At 40.4% G+C, this 20,644-nt stretch carries 23 protein-coding genes; 1 reads left to right on the top strand and 22 read right to left on the bottom strand.

Going from position 1 to position 20,644, the window contains the following annotated elements; genetic code table 11:
* Nucleotides 1-4: 4 nt before the first annotated feature.
* From ABJG98_RS03770 to ABJG98_RS03735, 8 genes are read right to left on the bottom strand one after another with little or no spacing between them, the layout of a single operon-like run.
* Nucleotides 5-658 carry a LysM peptidoglycan-binding domain-containing protein gene (locus tag ABJG98_RS03770; protein ID WP_348278140.1) on the bottom strand — a complete coding sequence of 218 codons (654 nt, stop codon included), beginning with the start codon at nucleotides 656-658 and terminating at the stop codon, nucleotides 5-7.
* A gap of 5 nt (nucleotides 659-663) precedes the next feature.
* Nucleotides 664-831, bottom strand: coding sequence for a DUF5908 family protein (locus ABJG98_RS03765; RefSeq protein ID WP_348278139.1), 168 nt, complete (start codon nucleotides 829-831; stop codon nucleotides 664-666).
* Nucleotides 832-833: 2 nt separating this feature from the next.
* On the bottom strand, nucleotides 834-1,292 hold the full coding sequence (locus ABJG98_RS03760; RefSeq protein ID WP_348278138.1) for a phage tail protein: 459 nt from the start codon (nucleotides 1,290-1,292) through the stop codon (nucleotides 834-836).
* Between the two features lie 2 nt (nucleotides 1,293-1,294).
* Entirely contained in the window at nucleotides 1,295-1,756 is a 462-nt protein-coding gene (locus ABJG98_RS03755) for a phage tail protein (protein WP_348278137.1), read from the bottom strand.
* Nucleotides 1,757-1,791: 35 nt separating this feature from the next.
* Nucleotides 1,792-3,372, bottom strand: a complete 1,581-nt coding sequence (locus tag ABJG98_RS03750; RefSeq protein WP_348278136.1) for a phage tail sheath C-terminal domain-containing protein — start codon at nucleotides 3,370-3,372, stop codon at nucleotides 1,792-1,794.
* Nucleotides 3,373-3,397: 25 nt separating this feature from the next.
* Entirely contained in the window at nucleotides 3,398-3,544 is a 147-nt protein-coding gene (locus tag ABJG98_RS03745) for a hypothetical protein (RefSeq protein ID WP_348278135.1), read from the bottom strand.
* 39 nt (nucleotides 3,545-3,583) lie between these two features.
* Entirely contained in the window at nucleotides 3,584-4,234 is a 651-nt protein-coding gene (locus tag ABJG98_RS03740; RefSeq protein WP_348278134.1) for a hypothetical protein, read from the bottom strand.
* A complete protein-coding gene (locus tag ABJG98_RS03735; RefSeq protein ID WP_348278133.1) occupies nucleotides 4,231-4,800 on the bottom strand; it encodes a Pvc16 family protein in 570 nt (189 codons plus the stop codon). The genes ABJG98_RS03740 and ABJG98_RS03735 overlap by 4 nt, the downstream gene beginning before the upstream one ends.
* Before the next feature lie 152 nt (nucleotides 4,801-4,952).
* Here ABJG98_RS03735 and ABJG98_RS03730 point away from each other — a divergent pair, with 152 nt between their 5' ends.
* Nucleotides 4,953-5,969: a metallophosphoesterase gene (locus tag ABJG98_RS03730; RefSeq protein WP_348278132.1), complete on the top strand. Its 1,017-nt coding sequence runs from the start codon at nucleotides 4,953-4,955 to the stop codon at nucleotides 5,967-5,969.
* Between the two features lie 138 nt (nucleotides 5,970-6,107).
* Here the strand turns inward: ABJG98_RS03730 and gndA are convergent, their stop codons facing one another.
* The 14 genes from gndA to ABJG98_RS03660 all read right to left on the bottom strand — a co-directional run bounded on the left by gndA (nucleotide 6,108) and on the right by ABJG98_RS03660 (nucleotide 20,641).
* Nucleotides 6,108-7,508 carry an NADP-dependent phosphogluconate dehydrogenase gene (gene gndA / locus ABJG98_RS03725; protein WP_348278131.1) on the bottom strand — a complete coding sequence of 467 codons (1,401 nt, stop codon included), beginning with the start codon at nucleotides 7,506-7,508 and terminating at the stop codon, nucleotides 6,108-6,110.
* A complete protein-coding gene (locus ABJG98_RS03720) occupies nucleotides 7,505-8,005 on the bottom strand; it encodes a gluconokinase (RefSeq protein WP_348278130.1) in 501 nt (166 codons plus the stop codon). Before ABJG98_RS03720 ends, gndA begins: the two co-directional genes overlap by 4 nt.
* An 8-nt stretch (nucleotides 8,006-8,013) precedes the next feature.
* A complete protein-coding gene (locus tag ABJG98_RS03715; protein ID WP_348278129.1) occupies nucleotides 8,014-9,249 on the bottom strand; it encodes a divalent metal cation transporter in 1,236 nt (411 codons plus the stop codon).
* A gap of 44 nt (nucleotides 9,250-9,293) precedes the next feature.
* Nucleotides 9,294-9,662, bottom strand: a complete 369-nt coding sequence (locus ABJG98_RS03710; RefSeq protein WP_348278128.1) for a methylglyoxal synthase — start codon at nucleotides 9,660-9,662, stop codon at nucleotides 9,294-9,296.
* Nucleotides 9,662-10,324, bottom strand: a complete 663-nt coding sequence (eda, locus tag ABJG98_RS03705; RefSeq protein ID WP_348278127.1) for a bifunctional 4-hydroxy-2-oxoglutarate aldolase/2-dehydro-3-deoxy-phosphogluconate aldolase — start codon at nucleotides 10,322-10,324, stop codon at nucleotides 9,662-9,664. Before eda ends, ABJG98_RS03710 begins: the two co-directional genes overlap by 1 nt.
* 2 nt (nucleotides 10,325-10,326) lie before the next feature.
* Entirely contained in the window at nucleotides 10,327-11,355 is a 1,029-nt protein-coding gene (locus tag ABJG98_RS03700; protein ID WP_348278126.1) for a sugar kinase, read from the bottom strand.
* A 17-nt stretch (nucleotides 11,356-11,372) separates the two neighbouring features.
* Complete coding sequence (locus tag ABJG98_RS03695; protein ID WP_348278125.1) at nucleotides 11,373-13,718, bottom strand: chondroitinase-B domain-containing protein; 2,346 nt, start codon at nucleotides 13,716-13,718, stop codon at nucleotides 11,373-11,375.
* Nucleotides 13,699-14,745, bottom strand: a complete 1,047-nt coding sequence (locus ABJG98_RS03690; RefSeq protein ID WP_348278124.1) for a polysaccharide lyase family 7 protein — start codon at nucleotides 14,743-14,745, stop codon at nucleotides 13,699-13,701. Before ABJG98_RS03690 ends, ABJG98_RS03695 begins: the two co-directional genes overlap by 20 nt.
* Nucleotides 14,746-14,751: 6 nt before the next feature.
* Nucleotides 14,752-15,837, bottom strand: a complete 1,086-nt coding sequence (locus ABJG98_RS03685) for a polysaccharide lyase family 7 protein (protein WP_348278123.1) — start codon at nucleotides 15,835-15,837, stop codon at nucleotides 14,752-14,754.
* A 61-nt stretch (nucleotides 15,838-15,898) separates the two neighbouring features.
* Nucleotides 15,899-16,651, bottom strand: a complete 753-nt coding sequence (locus tag ABJG98_RS03680; RefSeq protein ID WP_348278122.1) for a glucose 1-dehydrogenase — start codon at nucleotides 16,649-16,651, stop codon at nucleotides 15,899-15,901.
* A gap of 15 nt (nucleotides 16,652-16,666) precedes the next feature.
* The gene (locus tag ABJG98_RS03675) at nucleotides 16,667-17,434 is read right to left on the bottom strand and encodes an SDR family NAD(P)-dependent oxidoreductase (protein WP_348278121.1); all 768 of its coding nucleotides are present in this window, start codon (nucleotides 17,432-17,434) and stop codon (nucleotides 16,667-16,669) included.
* Nucleotides 17,435-17,464: 30 nt separating this feature from the next.
* The gene (locus tag ABJG98_RS03670) at nucleotides 17,465-18,727 is read right to left on the bottom strand and encodes an MFS transporter (protein ID WP_348278120.1); all 1,263 of its coding nucleotides are present in this window, start codon (nucleotides 18,725-18,727) and stop codon (nucleotides 17,465-17,467) included.
* A gap of 21 nt (nucleotides 18,728-18,748) precedes the next feature.
* A complete protein-coding gene (locus ABJG98_RS03665) occupies nucleotides 18,749-19,123 on the bottom strand; it encodes a cupin domain-containing protein (RefSeq protein WP_348278119.1) in 375 nt (124 codons plus the stop codon).
* 192 nt (nucleotides 19,124-19,315) lie between these two features.
* Nucleotides 19,316-20,641: a RagB/SusD family nutrient uptake outer membrane protein gene (locus ABJG98_RS03660; RefSeq protein WP_348278118.1), complete on the bottom strand. Its 1,326-nt coding sequence runs from the start codon at nucleotides 20,639-20,641 to the stop codon at nucleotides 19,316-19,318.
* Nucleotides 20,642-20,644 lie beyond the last annotated feature (3 nt).

Genomic DNA, 20,644 nt, shown 5'->3' with positions numbered 1-20,644 from the left:
ATCATTATTTTTTTAAAGGAGGAAAGTAGAGTTTCATACCTGGGTCTAGATGCAAAATAGAATCGAGTTGATTGTACTTTGCCACATTCAGTATTTGGCTTTCGTCACGATAAACATCATAGACCAATGAAGGCAGTAAGTCTCCTGAAACTACTCTCTTCACATGTGTCATATCCGGGGAGTTCTTATCAAGAGCCGCCGATGGTGTTTGAAATTCTTTGAAACTAGTAGATAGCTTGGCTCGAAGGGGAGAGCCATCTGGTTTGAAAAGTGTATAGTTTATTTTAAGGCTTGTCAGTCTGCATTTGTACAGCATTGCCTTACCCCAAATCAGTTTTAAATAGTTAGGACTGTGGATATTCCCATTGTAGTCGTAAACTACTTTCTTGAACTTTGAAATCTCACTTTGCAGATTGGTGCGCTTGCTATTTACGACTCCAGTCGCATCAAATACCAAATCAAAATTGACAGTGGAAGGAGTAGATTTCTCATATTTAATGGTCGCATCAGGTGTTCCCTGCCCCTGTTCTACATTGTATTGAACATCAAAATTTTGTGAATAGGTTTCAGGGTTGAGCATAGCAGTATACGCTCCTACTTTGCTACTAAAGTTTTCATCTTTGTAGCCTACTACGGTCATCTGTTGAAGTTTAGCCACTCCCATTATCTTTCGTCTTTCCTTTCTATGGCTTTCATAACCTGATTTACACAGTCGTCCACGATGTTTCGCATTTGTTTTTTGGATATTACACCTTCTGGTGACCGGTCTTTCAGACCTGTTTCAGAGACGATATTTGTCCGGATAATAAGTTCCTTTATTTCAACTGGCATTTCTATACTTTTTTAAATGAGTTATAGGCAAATTCAAGTGACTCAATACTCAATGCGTTTTCCTGGGATTTAAAATCTGACAATGCCCATTTTACTGGGTATGCATTCACAAAACTCCACGTCATCAATGGCTTGTTATCTGCTCCTAACAGAAATAGCATGATTGACTTAGGCTGAATAGTAGTCGTGAAATCAGAGCTAAGTGTATCCTCGCACCACTTAGCTAATTGTGAATTGGCTGTAACCAATCCTCGCTTAAGAACAAGATTCCCATACTTGGCTTGTTTAGGGAGCCTGTACTTGAATCGATTCTCACCTCCACACACTACCTCTTCAACTCCGATCTCACTAGTCAATCCGGAGGCTTCTTGAAAACCTGCATCAGATTGTCCAGATATTCCGCTGAAAGACAGCCGGAAGAAAAAAGACGGAGGTGGATAATATGTAGTTTTCTTGGCCATTATTATGAATTAGCGATTGTTAATCCTTCATGGGCGATCTCAATGGTATCTACAGCTACTTCATTACCATCTGATTTCAAGTCGGTTCCTGTTATTTTGGTAGGCCACGCATTCTTTAATGTCCATGTCATGGTTGGCTTACCATTTTCATCAAGCAGCTTGATTACAACTGATTGTCGCTTGATGGTATTCATCTTAATCTGATTGTACCAGCTCCAGAAGCTGTTGTCCTTCACAAAGACGCCACGCTTCATAGTTACATTTCCATATTTAGCAATTCCAGGCATTTTCACTGTGCTAAATACTGTGCTATTGCTAGCTCTATATTCTATGATTTGAGTTTCAGCTTCTAATCCTGAAACTTCCTGAAAAGCAATGTTTTGCTTGATGGTTCCCCAATCAACAGAGAACCTAAATTTTGGCATTGGCCAAACATTATTTTCCTTACTTCCATCTACAGCCATAATTGTATTTTTTTAGATTTTAAAATTTGTTTTAATTAAGATTTAGCCATTTCCTGCTCTACCTCGATGATGATAAATTCCGCGGGATGTGTCACCGCCAACTTCACTGCAACTTTCATGTTTCCGTTAAGGATGTCTTCTGCAGTCATGGTAGTGCCAAGCCCAACCGCTACATTAAATGCGTCTTCAGCCTTGGCTCCCTGTAGTGCACCTTCCTTCCAAATGTTAGTCAGGAAGTTTTCGATCATACTTTTTACGGAAACCCAGGTATTGGCATCATTCGGAGCAAATACATAAGTTCTTGCAGCTAGCTTTACGGATTGCTCGATCATGGTGACCGTACGTCTGACGTTGATATATCTCCAGTCCTGACTGTTGCCTTCAAGTGTACGAGCGCCCCAAACCAAGATTCCCTGGCCGTTGAAAAAACGAATGCAATTCACGGACTTTCCGCTAACGGCATCTACATTTAATCCTGCCTGCATTGAATCATTGATATTTAATGTGAGTCCTACAGCCCCTAATGGCGTCACATTGGCTGGCGCATTCCATACACCTTTGGTATTATCGACCTGTGTGTAAACTCCTGCCATTGCTCCGCTTGGTGGAAGCGTATTGATTCGCTCCTGTATAATCCCCATGATTTGTTTGTAGGGTTTGCTAGCGAGCATCAATGCTTCATTTAACCGGCTTGGGGTCATCCCGGCTGGCGGACTTTTAATGTTTCCTAAGATTTGTTCCGCGGCAGGATTGGGGCTTGCCGGTGGGTTTACAATATCTGCCAGACTTCCTGCATCACCACCATTGATATTTACGTAGCCTATTTCGTCAGCTTCAGTAACCGTGGTGATGAGAAATGGATAGTAAGAAACACCATACTTGAGTGAGTTATTGCCTGTACTATTTCTGAAATTTTGAATGTCCTGTGTGTATAGAATAGGATCTGGCTCGTGCCCTCCGATGATATCAAAAATAGAAACGGTGGTTCCTAAATCTCCGCTTTGCAGAAGCATCTCTTCCATAAGCGTGCTGTTTTCAGCAACGGAAAGAAGTGTCCCTTCTGGTGCGATATACATGGTAGCATCAGGCACTTGCTTCAACTTTGCGAGCCCTCCAAGCAAGTCCGATAGCTTAACATTCGGATTGATGATATTATCTCCTGGATTTATTGGTGCTTTCGTTGGATCTCCATACGATCCTACTGAAACGATATAAGCGGTTCCTCCACCATTTTCGTAAAACAGTCGCACGCTATTGTATAAATAATATATGGTACCGGGATCCGGCTCTATGGTATAGATATCTCCATTGATTTCGTACGACTTCCCCTTCTCTGGCTTCTTTTTTTGCTTTGTCACATAGTACTCCGGCGCATATTGAGATGCTGGTGGAGCAGGAGCAGGTTGATTAGGGTTTAAAAAGAAGGCCTTGAATTCATTGAATGAGGTGATCTTCACGGCTTGATTGTCATAGGATTTTCCTTCATAGGACGCCCGAGGTGTATATCCTATAAATGCAGGAATGGCGGTAGCTACTTCTACTACCGAATTTGGAAAGGCATTTACTTCATCTATATAAACGCCTGGGGTTTGTGATGCTAATGGAGATACGGACATAATTTTTATTTTTTTAAATTTTTATTCATAAATAGATATACACTGAAGCGCATGGCACTTGCTCATTCTCATCAGTTTCAATAGTTGTAATTGCTTGTGGTGATGGTACAGGAAGATTTTGCACCAACATTTCGTCTTGGCTTGGATCATCCACTTCTGCGGATACCACCAAAGACTTTTTCTTTAAAGAACAAAACGACTGAGGTCTCTCTTAAAAGGGGAAAACTACCTGCCCAGAGCTAAATTCAAAGGTTGATTTACCTCCCGGCATTTCTTTTCTCACTGGGCCTTGAAATGGATTACCAGCCGGGTCTTGTATCATTAATCTGTCAGCTTCCGCTTCTTCTACATTCATCACATAATATTTCCAGCGTGCACTTCGAGCGGAAAACATGATCATGTAATCCTTAGTTACGATATTGTCACTATCCAGAAACTCACTCAGGTAAAGGGCTACTTCACCTAAAGGGCTCTGTGAATAAAGCCTTTGCTCCAACTTCGGAAGCAACAAATGCGTTTGCTCAGATTCCTTCGTGTCCCTATTATTATACTTGTAGACAACCAGCCTGCCCAGCGGAGCATCCGTGTAATTCATAAAATCTGCTGACTCGCCAAACAACTGAAAGCGGAGCAACTGATTATTGAAAAATCCCGTGATTTCTTTTAAATAGTCTACATCAAATGGACTTGTATAGAAGACGCAGAAGCCGGTATCTGTTAGTCGGAACAAGAGGCCCGCATTCCACATAAAAGTTTGAGTGACTTTATCTGGAACAATGCGAATGTCTCTAAAAAATCCGTCTTCGAAATAGTTATGAAGCAAGGTCACTTCCGCAAGGAGTCGATACTGCTGACTTTTCATGAAGGAAGGGCCTCCACTCCCTGATCTTTAATTCTGACAGATTTCTGAGTAATTTCATCGTTCTGAAAGGTTAACATTCTCATCTTGAATGGAATGGATGGGATGTACTTAGCTCCCAATGACGCCCATAAATTGTATGTCTCACTGTAATTCAGTTTGATCACTTCGAGAGATAATTGAAAAATCCGCTTGTCTAGTTTAGGTGAATTCTGTGCTGTGAAAAGTGATCTGGCTTGAAAAAAATAGATCGTATCTGACAGAAACTTTAGGCCCTCTTCATATTGATTAAAAAGGCTCGAAAACATAATGTTCACATTAAAGCTCAAGGGTGGGTTGGCTCTAAAAAATGATGAATTGCTATTCAATCCACTGATTGCGTTTTGCGTTACTGCCTCATGCTCCAAGCTCAATAGTGATAGTATTACCTTATTCTTATTCGCCTCCGGAATAGATCCATCCTGATCCAGGATATTGGCAAGCCTCACTTTACTCTCAGAAGAGTTGTATTTCTTCTTAAGGTGTGAGTCAAGATCAGTTGCAATATATTTTAGTGATTCATGGATCATTCTCAATAGATTCTGACCCTCAATACCCTAAAAAGAAAAAGGTTACCCTTTTCATTTTAAAAAATTTCAAAAAGCTCACTTTCAAATGCAAAATCAGCTCCTGTCGCTCGACATTGTATATTTGAAATTGGAACTTCTAAATCAAGACATGCATGATTAATAAGATTTTTATTGTGGTATTATCCATCAGTTTCTTTGAAGCTTTGGGCCAGGAAGAATCGATTGACGATGGTCCTTATATCTTCATTGAAGAGGCTCAGTTGATTTCAAAGAATATCATGGGCGGAAAAGTACTGATCGAGGCCTTGAGCTTTGATTCATACGATACCTCCTATATAGCGCAGCAGTCAACTTTCAGTGGAGTTGAAAACATAGTTGCACTCAGCGACATACATGGTCAGTATGATCTGGCGGTAGAAATCCTTCAAAACAATCAAATAATTGATGAGAATTTGAATTGGAATTTTGGAACTGGTCATATGGTCATAGCCGGAGATATTTTCGATCGAGGACCGAAGGTTACGGAGGTGTTATGGTTGGTTTATAAGCTTGAGAAGCAGGCCAAAGAAGCTGGAGGATTTGTGCACTTTCTACTCGGCAATCATGAATACATGGTACTTCATAAAGATCTGAGGTATCTACATGCGAAATATGAAAACGTATCTACTCTTTTGGAAAAAAATTATGATGAGCTTTTTGGAAACAATACGATATTGGGAAGATGGCTGCGATCCAAGCCTACAGTTATTCAAATCAACAAGCACGTTTTTGTGCACGGCGGTATCTCCAATGATTTTATTTCAAGTGTCGGATTTGACATTGAAGCGATAAACGAAACCATGCGAAAGTCAATTGATCGAAGTAAGGAAGAGATGAAGGCTTCTGATTTCTATAGGACCTATTACGGAAGTTCGGGCCCGATCTGGTATCGAGGTTATTTCTACGGTGACTTGTCAGATCAAGCTATCGATAGTGTTTTAGACCGAACAAACTCAGAGCACCTCGTGGTTGGGCATTGCTCCAATGATGAAGTAGTAAGTCTATTTGCCAATAAGGTGTTTGGTGTGGATTCGAGCATCAAAAAAGGACGGTATGGTGAAGTGCTGTTTCTTACAACTAATGGCTTTTTTAAAGGAACGAAGAATGGTGAGAGGTTGAAGTTTGAGTAAAGCTCTCGTGTGAATTTTTCAATGCGCATGTGGGTGTTTCATCCTTCGCTGGAATACTTGTGATCGATGAGGCCGCTAAATAAAGCCGTGTGAGCAATTCGAAACTAATCTTAAAAGAAGGAAAACCACATCTCAACTTCAAATATTAGTCCACTCAGTATGATGTGCCTTTCCGGTTGGATCATCTCGTCTTTGATAGGTATGTGCACCAAAGTAATCCCGCTGAGCTTGAATAAGGTTTGCGGAAGAATTGAAAGTTTTAATGCCATGGAAAAAATCCAATGCAGCAAAGAAACAAGGAATATGAATCTCATTTTTGATGCAAGCTGTAATCAGTGATTGAATGGATGAATGGGTCTTCCTGATCGTTTGATTAAGACTATCGTTTAATAAAATGGAGTCGTTAGCTTTTAAGTAGTGAACCAATTCCTTCATGAAATCCGATTTGATAATACATCCTGCTGTCCATATTCTGGCAATTTCACTTAAGTTGATGTTCCAATCATTTTGATTTGATACCTGCTTGATTATCGAAAACCCTTGATGGTGATTGACAATCCTGCTAAACTGATAGGCTTCTTTTACTTGTCTGATTTCAATTTCATTGGTATTATGCTGTGTTGAAAATGCTTTTGCTGCACTTTCTCTGAGCTCCTTAAAAAAAGAAAGATACCTGGCAAAAAGTGCTGCTGGTATCATTGTCGCTGGTTCTCCAGAGTTCGCAATCGCAATGGTCGCCCATGAACCGGTTCCCTTATTTCCTGCTTTGTCGAGAATTTGGTCCAAAACGTACTCATCACCTTCTTTTTCCCGCAAAATATCTACTGTAATCCCAAGAAGGTAACTGCCTAGGTCGCTGCACCAGGATTCAAATACATCAGCAATCTCATCATTGGATAGGTTCTGGCCTTTCAGTATTGAGTAACATTCGGCTAGCAATTGCATATCGGCATACTCAATTCCATTATGAATCATTTTGACAAAGTGACCACTGCCATTGCTTCCTATATAGGTGCAACATGGATTGCCATCCGCATCTTTTGCTGATATAGATTCCAGGTACTTCTTTACTTTTGAATAAGCTTCTTTCTCTCCCGATGGCATGATAGATGGTCCTTTTAATGCTCCTTCTTCACCACCGGAAATCCCAGATCCTATAAAGTCCAATCCTTTAATTTTCATGGAATCAATTCGTCGGTTAGTGTCTTCAAAATGCGAATTACCTCCATCTATTATTACATCACCTGACTCAAGAAGATTACCTAAATCATTTAATACTGCATCCACAGCTGGTCCTGCGTTGACCATCAAAATGATTTTTCTGGGCGAAGACATTGACTGAACAAAATCTTTCAAATCATCAAACGGCTGAGCATTTTCCAACTCTGCATAGTCTCTTTGACAATTCCTAGCCACATTCTCTTCGATACCGTCTACATGGCGGTTATAGATAGCTATGTTAAATCCATTCCTGGCTAGGTTGCGGCTTAAGCTCTTGCCCATTACACCCAAACCAATAACTCCTATTTCGGCCTTCATTTTAACTGTGATTTTATTTTCTGAACAATTCCATCAATCGATTCTTTGATATCTATTTTTATCGCATTTTCAGGTTCTTCAAGTGCCTCAAATTGTGACTTTAACATTACAGAATCCATAAAATGATCTTTCCTGTTTTTCATGCGATCCAAAATTTGATCATAATCTCCTTTTAGATAAACCCAAGTTACCTCCGTCTCAATAGATTGGATTAGTTGTGATCGATATGCCTGTTTGAGAGCAGAGCACGCCATAACACATCCGCTTTTAATATGATTTTTTGCTAATTCATTAAGCTTACCCAACCATGGCTGTCTATCAATGTCATTCAAAGGAATTGCCTGTCTCATCTTTTCAATATTGGCTGGAGGATGATAATCATCCGCATCTATAAACGTCATAGATAATTCGCTTGCAAGCTGGCGGCCAACGGAGGTTTTCCCTACACCGCTGACACCCATCACGAAAACTATTTTCTTTTCCAATTCAACTGTCATGGGGATACCTATCTAAAGATGTCTATTAATCCATTTACCATGATTACTAACGAAAACAACAAAGCAGCAATCAATATTATGTTGGTCCAAAGCCGTTTATCCAGCAATCCTGCTTCTTTTCGATTCCACAATACAAGAAAGCAAGCCACTACCAGAGGTAGTCCGAAAACATTTATCACCTGAGTGAAAATTTGACCCTTAATAGGATTAAACCCAAATACTGGAACACTCAAAGCTAGAATACTGGCCACTCCGGTAATGATCTTGAAACGCTGAGACTTAACATCCAATTTTCCAGAATTAAAATCTCCAAGCATCAATGGGACAATCATCAAGCACGGAAAGATTGAAGATAAACCAGCACTCAATGTCCCGGCAAAGAATACACTTACAGCAAATTTTCCGGCGGCAGGTTTTAACGCTGCTGACATATCCAATACATGTGTGATTTCATTTCCCTGCCCAAAAAGGCTTCCGCTGGCTACCGCCATGATTGACCCGCTGATAAAGAAGATAAGGAGTGCCGCAACGATCGAATCGTTTTTTTGAATCTTATAATCTTCTTTTGTCCAACCTTTACCTTGAATAAATAGCGGTCTTGATAAAAAAGTAGCGGCAGCCATGGTAGTCCCAACAAATGCTGCAATGAGTATCCCCGCACCTTCAACATTCGGAATTTTAGGAACAAGTCCCATGATAATTTCCGAAGGTAGGGGGAAAACAAAAAAGAGCGTAAAAACGAAAGATAATCCCATCATGGAAACAAAAAGGGCCAAGACCTTTTCGAAAATAGAGTAGTTACCTTTTATCAAAAGCGTGTAAAATATACCTATGATCAAAAAGGCCAGCCCAAGTACAACCCAATATTTATTTCCAGAAAGACCTGGGAAATTGATAACAAGAATTTCAAAAATGACATTAGAGGTAATGCCCAAAATACCTATCAAAGAATTCCACTGACCAACACCAACTGTAATGATAATGGCTATCGCAAGTAGCCTACCCAAAGGCAAGTGCTTTCTAATAGCAAAAAGTGCTGTCTCACCAGTAAAGAGGTAGTATGTTCCTGAAACATAAATAAGCACTCCAGAGAAAAGACAGCTGAAAAATAAAACCCACAGTAGCTCCATCCCGAAATCATTGCCGGCCACAATCATGGAGGTAACACTTCCGGTTCCTATTGTGTAACCTATGGCGAAAATGCCAGGACCGAATGAGAGCAAGAATTTTAGAATTTTTTTCATAATCTTCATTTAGACATGTTTAAGATTCTTACTCCATAAGTTTCCTACTTGATAGATCCCAATGCTTTTAAGATAAGTCTGGCGGTAGCGGGATTAGTGGCAAGGGGAATATCATGTACATCGCATATTCTCAGTAGCATCTGCACATCCGGTTCGTGTGGATGTTTATCTAGTGGATCTCTAAAAAAGACCACTGCATCAATTTTCTTTTCTGCAGTTAATGCGGCAATTTGGGCATCTCCTCCTAATGGTCCTGACAATAATTTATTCACTTTAAGTCCAGCTTTTTCTGCATGCAATCCAGTCGTGCCCGTAGAAGTAAGGTTGGCAGTACTCAACACAGATTTATGATCGAGTAAAAACTGAACCATCTCGGCTTTTTTGCCATCGTGAGCTATGATTGCTATTTCCATTATGACTTTATCTCCTCGATTAGTTTGAAAGTGTGTTTAACAAGTTGAGCCAAACTATCAAAATCTTTCTCTTTAATAACTTCTTTGGAAACAAGCTGAGAGCCCATTCCGACGCAAACAACACCTGCATCAAACCAACTTTTAAGGTTTTCTTTGTTGGGTGATACACCACCTGTAGGCATCAATTTTAAATGGCTACATGGGCCCAATGCCCCTTTTATAAATTGTGGACCTAGAACATCTGCTGGGAAGACTTTTAGCAATCCTGCCCCGTATCGTTCAGCAGTAATCAGCTCAGTCAGTGTACCACATCCAGGCACCCATGCTATCTGATGGTTATTGCAATAGTCAGCAACTTCTTTATCGACAATTGGAGAAACGATGAATGACGCACCCGCCTCATGGTAAGATCTGCATTCATTTACTGTCAAGATGGTGCCAACTCCAATAATCATTTCTGGATATTCGCTTTGTTGACTTAGGATATGTTCAAAAACGTGGATTGCTTCGCTGCTCCTATTGGTAAATTCAAAAAGTCGAGCACCTCCCTGATAACAAGCACGAACCACCTCTACAGCCACATCCTCATCCTGATGGTTGAAAACCGGGATCATGGGCGATTCTTTCACTCTATCCAAAAGTTCTTCTTTAGTCAGTTGCATAGTTATCTTTTAAGTTTTCCTTGCATATCGCCTTGCATATATGACTCTATTTCATCGCTGGTGAAGAAATTGAAATCGCCAGAAATGGTCATTTTCAGTACCGATGCTATGGCGGCATAATTGATTGTATAATCAAGATTCTTTTCTGTGATTAATCCATAAATCAACCCTGCCATGAATGCATCACCTCCACCAATACGTTCGACAATCGAGGTGACATCAACCGTTTTGGCGTCATACATGTTTCCATCGTGAAAAAGTGCACCCCCGATTAAGTTATGGTTCGTGGACTTTACTGTCCGGAGGGTCATTGCTATGTGTTCAAGGTTTGGAAATTCTCCTTTTAAGACTTTATAGGATGGCAATAAATCATCGGCTGATGCATAGAAAGGTTTGGTAGGTATTGAGGTGCCGAGCATGACATTTATTGATGACGGATCTCCTAATAAAACGTCAGCATGCTTTACTATTTCCGGCATCACTTCATCTGGTTTTACACCATATTTCCAAAGTTGATTTCTGAAATTTAGATCAACTGAAACCTTTAGGCCCATCTCCTTGGCAATTGAAGTTGCTTCAATGCTAGCCTCTGCCGCACTTTGACTCACAGCAGGGGAGATCCCTGAAATATGAAACCAAGAGCTTCCCTTTAGCAAGTTTCTCCAATCAAGTGAACCTTTCTTCAAAAGCGCAAAACTGGATCCTCCTCTATCATAAATCACCTTGCTCCCTCTAACCGCCGCACCTTGCTCCAAAAAATAAAGGCCTAACCTACCTTCTTCTGTTTTTAGGATTTCTCTAGTATTCACTCCATGCTTTCGGAAGGTAGATAAAGCTCCTTCAGCAATTTCATTATCAGGTACCGCTGAAACAATGGATGCTGAAATCCCCATTCTGGAAAGGCTCACTGCTACGTTGGCTTCAGATCCTCCGTAATGTGTTTGCAGCTCATTTGATTGCTGAAATAATTCAGCATTCTTAGTCGAGAGCCTTAAAAGAATTTCGCCAAATGTTACAACTTTCTTCTCCATTTATTTGGTCTTAATTTCTAGTATATAAGTTTTAGTGGCAGGTTCTTTTCAGAAATAATTTTGCCGGAATTCACAATTGTATTATTTGATGCGCTATTATTCTTGGCACCCCACAACCTTGTAATTAATTTCACTTTGTTATTCCTGAATGTATTTTCCGAAATGTCTACATTGATAATTCCGTAGGTATTTAGCAAAGTGCCATTTTCTTCACCTTCACCACTGTTAGTGAAAGTGCATCCTTTTACCACAAGATTCCCTCCCACCGTCGACTCATCGTATCCACCACGGTAATAGTTAATCACATTCTTTCTGACTCCATCGAATTGACTATCAATAATATAAATGTTTTCTGCATTATAATCTCCTCGGTCATCGTCTTCGCCAGAGAGTTCAAATCCATTGTTGCAATTCGTTATGATTGTTGATTGGAATTTGATGTACTCGGCAAATGAATATTTATGTGCTTTGAGAACATAATCAAAATTCAAGATCTCCGAATCCAATATTGTCAGGTTGTATAGGCTTGACATGTTTTCTTTCAGGCTGGCAAATGCGTGGTTTTCTTTGTTCCCTTCCAGCCTTACTGCTCTTAAAGTAAGATCTCCTTTAGGGTTCATTTCGAAAGCGGGAGTCTGTGCACCTCCTGTAAATAAAATGGTTGATTTGTTTACGGAATCAGCGGACTGAATCGTCAGCCTTTTGTCAATTTTAAGTGACAGATCGATCATGTAGAGATCTGATGCTAATTCGATAACGTCTCCATCTTTCGCCTTTTCAATTGCCGCATTTAACTCATCGGAGTTCCCAACAATGTGGATTTCGGCATCAACTTCTGCTGGTGAAGGATTATACCAATCAGGCCCATATTTAGATAAGTCCATGATGTTTGAGCTCTGGCTACTCTTTGAAATAGCAGCACCGATGGAGTTATTTGCTGACCTATAATTGCCAAAGATGTCTTTATCAATCCGGTCAAACTCAAACCCATTATAAACCTTAACTTCACTCAAATCAGTGGAAGGTACCCAAACGTTTTTCTCTATTTCAGCAAGCGAAAATTCTTTTACCTCGAGCCCTTCAACACCTCTAAAAGCAACCCCCTGATTATTAATCACATTGCTCTTAAAATCAACGCCATCTATGGAATCGTGCCTGAAAATTGGAATCCTATCTCCTTGATCATTATAAATTATATTGTTCGCAACAAGTGTTCGAATAGGTGGAAGCGATCGAATTTCTGACGCGGGAAGAACATCTTTTTGATCGACATTGGATCCAACACCAAATTGTAGTGGCGAAACGCAATTCACGAATGTGTTATAAGCTACATTCACATCTGTGACCTGGATATATCTATTGATAGAAGAACGGGGTATTCCGTTCATAACCGCAAGCGGTGCCCTGAAAATTTCACCACTCAGATTATAGAAATAATTGTTGGTCATCCAATGCCCAGTCCCTATTAACCGCACACCGCCTACATGTGGCGAATCTTCATCTCCGATAAAATAGTTGCCATCAATGATGCAATAATTTCCATGACGTGTAACCAAGGATCCTTCACTCTTATAGAAGACATTGTTTCTGAATTCATTGAAATTGGATTTACTGGAAATGATTTCAACCTCTCCATTGCACCTGTTAAAAAGGTTGTCGGCAACCAAAGTATAACTAGGCGTCATTGATGTGTAGCTTGACCCAATTTGGATCGTTTCTGCGCTAGGGCCTCCTTTCGGTGGCCTGAATCCAAAATGATTATTGTTGATTTTATGATAATTTTTAATGCTCTCATTTCCTTGCAGATTCACTCTTATGGTCGGTCCTCTATTTGATTTTCCAGCCAGATAGCTATGATCCAGTTGATTGTTTCTTCCCTTAAACAATACCCATAAATCTTGCTTGTTCCTTTGTGATTTATTAAAGTTTTTGATCACAAAATTCGTCACTCGGCAATTGTTAGCCAAGGTATCGTCATTAATGAAAAATTGGATGACTGATTCAGAAGGTGAAGCTCCATTTGTAAAGTAAAGTCCATCCACAACCAAGTACTCACCACCAAGCTTCAAGTTTGATTGACCTTGAATAATGACCTGCCCGGGAGTTTCAGCTCTGAGCGTAATCGGTTCTTCATCTGTGCCTGTACCTGCAAAACGAATTTGAATATCAGTCCATTCACCATTTGCCATGATGATCTCGGCACCAGGCTGGGCATTGGCTATAGCCTCCGTAAGTTCATCAGCATTTGAAACCATGCGCGCTCCGGGTTTGCTTTGCTGGCATCCAATGAGAACACTTAAAACGAATAGTAAAATGAATGCTTTCTTCATCATTAACTCAATTTTAATTAGGAGCTGTTCCATGTGCTAAGGATGATTTCTTAAACCAAACTTCTACGTAGCTGCCATTAGCATATTGCTGTTCCACGTCCCCATTGTATGTATTTGATCCTGTACTCCAAACCATATTAGTTTCTGTAGCTCTTCCATTTGTTTGATTATAGGCACCCTGCTTGAAGAATTGCAATTCTCCTTCATACGCGTTTGTTCGCTCAATCCCATCCTGGCCGATGGGCACAAATAAATTCACCGTTTGCTCGGGTAAATCTTCCTTGCTTTGGAAATCAGACACCAATAAGTTTTTTGTGAATGTTCTGGATTCGTGGCCTTGACTCTCAAACGTGAGGTACATCACACCTTCATAAACGTTGATTTCATAGCTAAACTCTTCACTCAACCCAATCCCATCTTCCGGCTCTGAAGGGTATGAAACTGAATCAGGGCCAATTACTGACATGTCATGACCCCAAACAGCGGTTGAATAATCCCATCTTCCAGAATTATCCCCTTCTGTATTTATTTCATAGTTCCAAAAAACAGATCCTTTCGTGTGACCCGGAAATTTTTTATAAAAGATCTTCAGAGGTTCATTTTTATGTCCCTCATCGCTATGGATTTGGCCGACAACTACTGAATAAGATGCTGCTATTCGTGCGTCTCCCGAAGTAGAAACATGCATAACTTTTAAAGTTCCGGTTAGCCTACCGCCCTCCCTAGGAGTCCATCGTTTCTTTTGGCCAAATTCTGTCCTTGTATTATGCGAATTTGGAGATGTGATTCCGCCGTTCGGCGCTTTGAAGACTACCCAATCAACTCCATCGTTCGCTGCATAGAAGTAATCCGTATGTTTATAGTTCAAAAGGGTATCAGGAGTTTCTCCATTGCCAAGCATCAGGCTCCATTTATCTAAAGAGAATACCTCACTTGGATATTTTGCTATGTTTTCAATCGGTTGACTTGCATCGAGATCAGCATTATTGTTGGAATTTGTTCCACAACTCAAACTAAAGCCTATTGTAATAAGAATAAATGGACCTATTAGCTTTTTCATTTCTTGTTAATCATTCTTGATGAAATAGCCTTCGTTAGACACGGCGGCATCACTTACTAGTATGGTTGCTTCTTTGAACCAAACTTCAGCATAATTCCCGGTTTCATACTGTTTTTGAATATCTCCCTCATAAATTTCTGCGCCTGAACACCATATTGGATTTACTTCCCGAGATTTACCATTTGTTTGATTGTAAGATCCAAGCTTAAAAAAAAGGCCTTCATCTGCGTAAGCATTTTCTCGTTCCACCCCGTCTTGTCCAATTGGAACAAATAGGTTCTGAGTTTGCTCAGGAATATCGGCTGACCTCTGATACGCTGATTCGATCAGGTTCTTTGTGAATGTTTTCGTTTCATGCCCCTCACTTGAAAACGTCAGGAACATCTTTCCATCTTTCACTTCTATTGTATAGCTAAACTCTTCACCTAACTCAATCCCATCCTTGGGTTCTTGCGGAAATGTGTTTTCTTCCACACTCACTACAGAAAAGTCAGATCCCCAAACTGCTGTTGAAAAATCCCATCTTTTGGAATTATCATCGCCTTTGGTATTGATTTCATAATGCCAGAAAACCGAGCCTTTTGTATGTCCGGGAAACTTTTTGTAGAATATCTTCAACGGTTCATTTTCATGCCCGTCTGCGCTATGAATCTGACCAACCACTACTGAGTAAGAAGCCGCAACTCGAGGATCACCAGATGTCGAAACATTCATCACTTTAAGCGTAGCTGCTAGCTTGGCGTCGGTCATTGCGGACCATTTTTTCAATTGAGCCAATTCTGTTCTGGTGTTGTTTGAAGTTCCGTGTGTATCACCGGAATTTGGAGCTTTGAATACTACCCAACTTCCTTTATCATCATTTATCGAATAAAAGAAATCTTTATGCTGAAAATCAATGGCTTGTCCAGCGTTCGAACCATCTCCTAAAATTAAATTCCAATGGTCGAAAAATGGAATAATATCACTGGCATACGTTGTTTTTGAAGCTTCTTTTTCATTCGCTTTTTTCGTTTTTCCAGAGCAACCAAACAAGGTTGAAAGCACGCAGAGTATTAGAATCCCTGGTATTAATGTGATTTTTTTTGTTTTCATTTTTAGTCTAATTAAACAAGCTGGCCTTTCTCACTCCCTTTTTAAAGTGACTTAACTATTCTTAAGAAAAGGCAAGTCCGCCATTAATATCCACACAATTGCCTGTCATAAATGAAGATTCAGGTCCTGCCAAGTAAGCGACAAGGTCCGCCACTTCTTCCGCTTTCCCCTCTCTTCGCAATGGCGTAGCATTGGCTACATTCTTTCTTACTTCATCCTTAGTAAAATCATCATGAAACTTTGTGGCAATCATGCCCGGACAGATCGCATTTATTCGAATGCCTTGGGGTCCAAATTCTTTGGCCCAATTGCGAGTTAATGCCATCACAGCTCCTTTAGATGAAGCATAAATTGCAGAACCACCTCCTCCTCCGTCACGTCCGGCTTGAGAAGCTAAATTGATGATGGATGCGCCTTCTCTCATTAGTGGCTTAAATGCCTTGGTCACAAACACAGTTCCCTTGAAATTCACGTCCATAACCAGGTTGTAGAAGTCTTCATCAATTTCCTCAATGGTTTTTCTTGCAAAAAGACCTCCGGCGTTATTTACCAGGACATCTACCTGACCACCAAATGCCTCCTTCGACTTAGCAATCATATTATCAATATCCTCTTGTTTGGTAATATCTGCTTTAACTGTGATTGCCTCTCCTCCTGCTTCTTTAATGGCCACAAGCGTGGCCTCACTGTCTTTATCACTTCCAAAATAGTTGATCACTACCTTGGCTCCTTCCTGTGCCAATTTGATACAAATGACTCGTCCAATATCACGAGCTCCTCCAGTTACTACTGCAACTTTACCTTTTAGTTTCATTATCACGATTTACTGTTAAATTCCTAAAGCTTGACCTCCGCCTACCTGTATGGTTTCGGCTGTTACAAATGATGCGTCCTTGCTTGCCAGGAAGGACACTACAGATGCTACTTCTTGGGGCTGCCCGAGCCTTCCTAAAAGAATGTTATTCTTCCACGAGGCAAACACTTCCGGCTTGGTCGATTTAATTTGTGCGTGAAATGGTGTGTCAATAGTTCCAGGCGAAACTGCGTTCACCCTGATTCCGTATTCTGCCAAATCTTTAGCCAAGGCTCGTGTAATAGCATGTACACCCGCTTTCGAAGTTCCATAAATCCCAGCTCCGGGTCCGCCTGCGTTCCATCCTGCATTAGAAGTGTAATTGATAATGGATGGATGCTCACCATTCTTAAGGAATGGAATAGCTGCTCTCGAGGCAAAGAATACAGAATCAAGATTGAGCGCCATTACATTTCTATAAAACTCAGTGGACATTTCTTCAAATCTCGATCTACCACCTAAACCTCCAGCATTATTTACCAGTACATCGATTCTTCCATATTTTTCACCAATTTCTTTAATATTTGAGGTTACCGCCTCGTCTTCGGTAACGTCGAATCCCCGGTATTCGGCAGAAATGTTCTCCTTTGAAAGTTCTTCGACGCGCTTAGCACCTTCCTCATCTTCAATGCCATTTAATACAACAGTGTAACCATCCTTCCCAAGTCTCTTTGCCACTTCAAAACCTATACCTCCGGTTGCTCCAGTTACTATGGCTATTTTATTTTCAGATTTGTTTCCCATTTTTTTTAAATGTTTTTTAAAATTTTAGATCTAGTCTATTTGTTTAATTTCTTTTGCGAAATAGTTGATTGATAAGTACCCCAGCGGAACAAAAACTGCGATCATTATAAAGATGGGCGTATAGGAATAATGATCAGTAATCACAGGAACCAGGAAGTTCATAATGATAACCGAAAATATACCCACCGTTCCTCCGAGTCCTGCGAGAGAGCCTACTGACTTTCCACTAAACAGATCACTTGGTATCGTTTGAATATTTGATATTACAAATTGGAAACCAAAGAGGACGAACGCCACAATCCCAACAAACTTGATGGGAGTGTCGCCTGCTAAAATGGTTGCTATCAACCCAATGAACATGATGACACAACCAACCAGAATTGTTTGCTTCCTGGCTTTGTCTATAGAAGCGCCTTTGATCATCAGTCTACCTGAGTAATATCCTCCCGATAGACTACCAACTGCGGCGCCTACATATGGTACCCACGCCATCAACCCAATTTCTTTTACATTGAACCCGTACACATCTGCCAGATAAATCGGCATCCAACCTACAAACAGCCACCAGATAGGTTCAACAAAAAACCGGGAGGCCAATACTGCCCATGATTCACGACGCGAGAGAATGGCAATCATGCTCAACCCAGGTTTAGTAGACTCTTCTTCCTTTTGCTGCATACCTGACATGATGTATTCTCTTTCTTCATCCGTAATCCAGGAATGCTTTGAGGGTAACGCCTTATTAAAAATTAACCAGGGAATGACCCATAAGATGCCAAGGATGCCAAGCAACACAAATGTCATCTCCCAGCCAATTGCCACCCAAACTATTGCAATAAGTGGTGGTGCTATGATGGATCCCATAGCTGCGCCAGAGTTAAAAATTCCCTGAGCCAGTGCTCGTTCTTTGGTTGGAAACCATTCTGCATTGCTCTTTACTGCTCCAGGCCAGTTTCCTGCTTCTCCAAGTCCTAAAAGAATCCTAAAAAAACTAAATGAAAAGACGCCCCTGGCGAACGCATGCAATGACGTAGCTAATCCCCAAACCGTGATGGAAACCACAAATCCAATCTTGGTTCCTATCTTATCGAACATCTTCCCGGAAATGGACTGTCCGACAGCATAAGCCACCAGAAATATATTCAGAATGAGCGCGTAATCATTTTTATCCATTCCCAAATCATCGGAAATGTCTGGCCACATAATAGCAAGAGCCGATCTATCAATATAATTGATGACTGTAGCTAGACAAACCAGGCCAATTATCCACCATCTAAGTCCTTTGATTTTCATAGGTTGGGTTGTTTATAGTTTTTACTTTTTAGTTCCGAAATAGGATACGCCTGATCCGTCAAGAAAATCTTCCCGAACCGGACTAAATACATCTATCAATATTCCCTCTTTCAGGCATAAAGCACTATGAACCAAATTTGGTTGTATATAGACCCCATCACCTGCTTTTACTATTTGTTTCTCACCATCAATCTCAAACTCAAACTTTCCAGCTGCACAATAGGTGGTTTGGGTATGGAAGTGATGATGAGGAGAGCCAACTGCTCCTTTTTTAAATTTCACCTTCACCATCATAATCTGATTGTCAAATCCCAAAAATTTCCGAGATACGCCTTCACCAAGTTCCTCCCACTCCAGATTTTCAGTGAGAATATATTTTTCACTATTTCGATTCATTTTTTGATTGTTAGTTTTTCTTTATCTGTTTCATTACGATATTTTAAGAATCGCATGAATATCATTTCTGAGATATGTTCTGGGCACTATTCTCCCGTTACCGTAGGTTTTACCGGGTATCAAAATTTAGAATATTAAATTAGTTAAGTAAGAGCCCTCCCATTCAAAGGAGAGCTCTTAAAAGATTAACTATTAGTAGCCGTCGTTTTGAGTGATCACTCCGTCACTCGCTAATACTTCAGAAACTGGAATTGGAAATACATGATAGTTGCTATTGATTGCCTCTCCCATTTCAGCATCTACAGTTCCTGTTCTCACCAAATCAAACCACCTGTGTCCTTCGAAAGCCAATTCTACTCTTCTCTCATCATAAATAGCTTGTCTAACTAGTGCTTGAGTGTTCAATGTAGTGTGATCCAAAGGGTTTAATCCTGCTCTTGTTCTAATCGGATCCAACACATCTAGTGCGTTTTCTGGAGTAGAACCATTTTCGTTCATAGCTTCAGCATATAAAAGCAATACATCTGCTAATCTCAGTTCTATCCAATCCTGATCAAGACCACCCCACTTTACACCAATATTATTTGTCTCATCGATAGTCAATGCTCTTCTTAAATCTGTATTGCCACCATCTGCTGCTTCCACAGCATCAAAAGCAGCGATTAAATCGGCATCTAATGGTGTTAGTGACTTGGTATCTCCACCGCTAAACCATCCTGGAAACTCTGTGAAACCATATTCATCTGTAATGGAGCTTGATATTTGTGTTGCAAATATGATTTCTGAGTTTAAATCATTTGCTTCTCCAAAAATGTCTGCAAAGTTGCCTTGTAAAGTTATGCCTGCCGCAGTTGCACCATTTACAACTGCTGCCAGCTCGGTTTCAGCGCTACTAAAATTGCCCATTTGCATGTACACTTTGCCAAGTAACCCTTGAGCTGCGTATCGAGATGCTCTTCCATCCACTATGCTAGTGCCAAGAGCACCTATTGCATCTTGCAAATCAGGAATAATCACATTATTATAAACATCAGCAACAGGTTGTCTGACTAAAATTGACAGATCTGAGACGCTTGGTTCGGCAGTTAAATTCACGGTCACATCGCCAAAAACTCGTACGAGTTTAAAGTAAGATAAAGCTCTCAAGAATTTAGCCTCACCTATCTCGGCTGCATCCATTGAATTGTCAATTACGTTATTTGCACTTAATATCGACTTGTATAATGCCGTATAGAAAGGGCCAAAAAACTGATCTTCCATTAGTACCAACCCACTTCCGAATCTATCAAATTCAGGATAAGGTTCCTCGGCCATCAATGAATTGTCGGCCCGGAAATCACCCATTACTGCCATAGGAGTGGCAGAGCCATGCTGATAAAAATATGCCGCATTCAAAACTCCTGCAAAATCTGTTAAAGAATTTGCACTTGCAATATTTGGCGGTACTTGATCCAAGTCTTCAGAACACGCTGATATTATCAATAGTGCTCCCAAAAATCTATATACAGTTTTCATCATTTT

The organism is Ekhidna sp., assembly GCF_039960695.1.
Classification (GTDB): Bacteria; Bacteroidota; Bacteroidia; order Cytophagales; family Cyclobacteriaceae; genus Ekhidna.
This window is presented reverse-complemented; position numbering and strand designations above follow the sequence as displayed.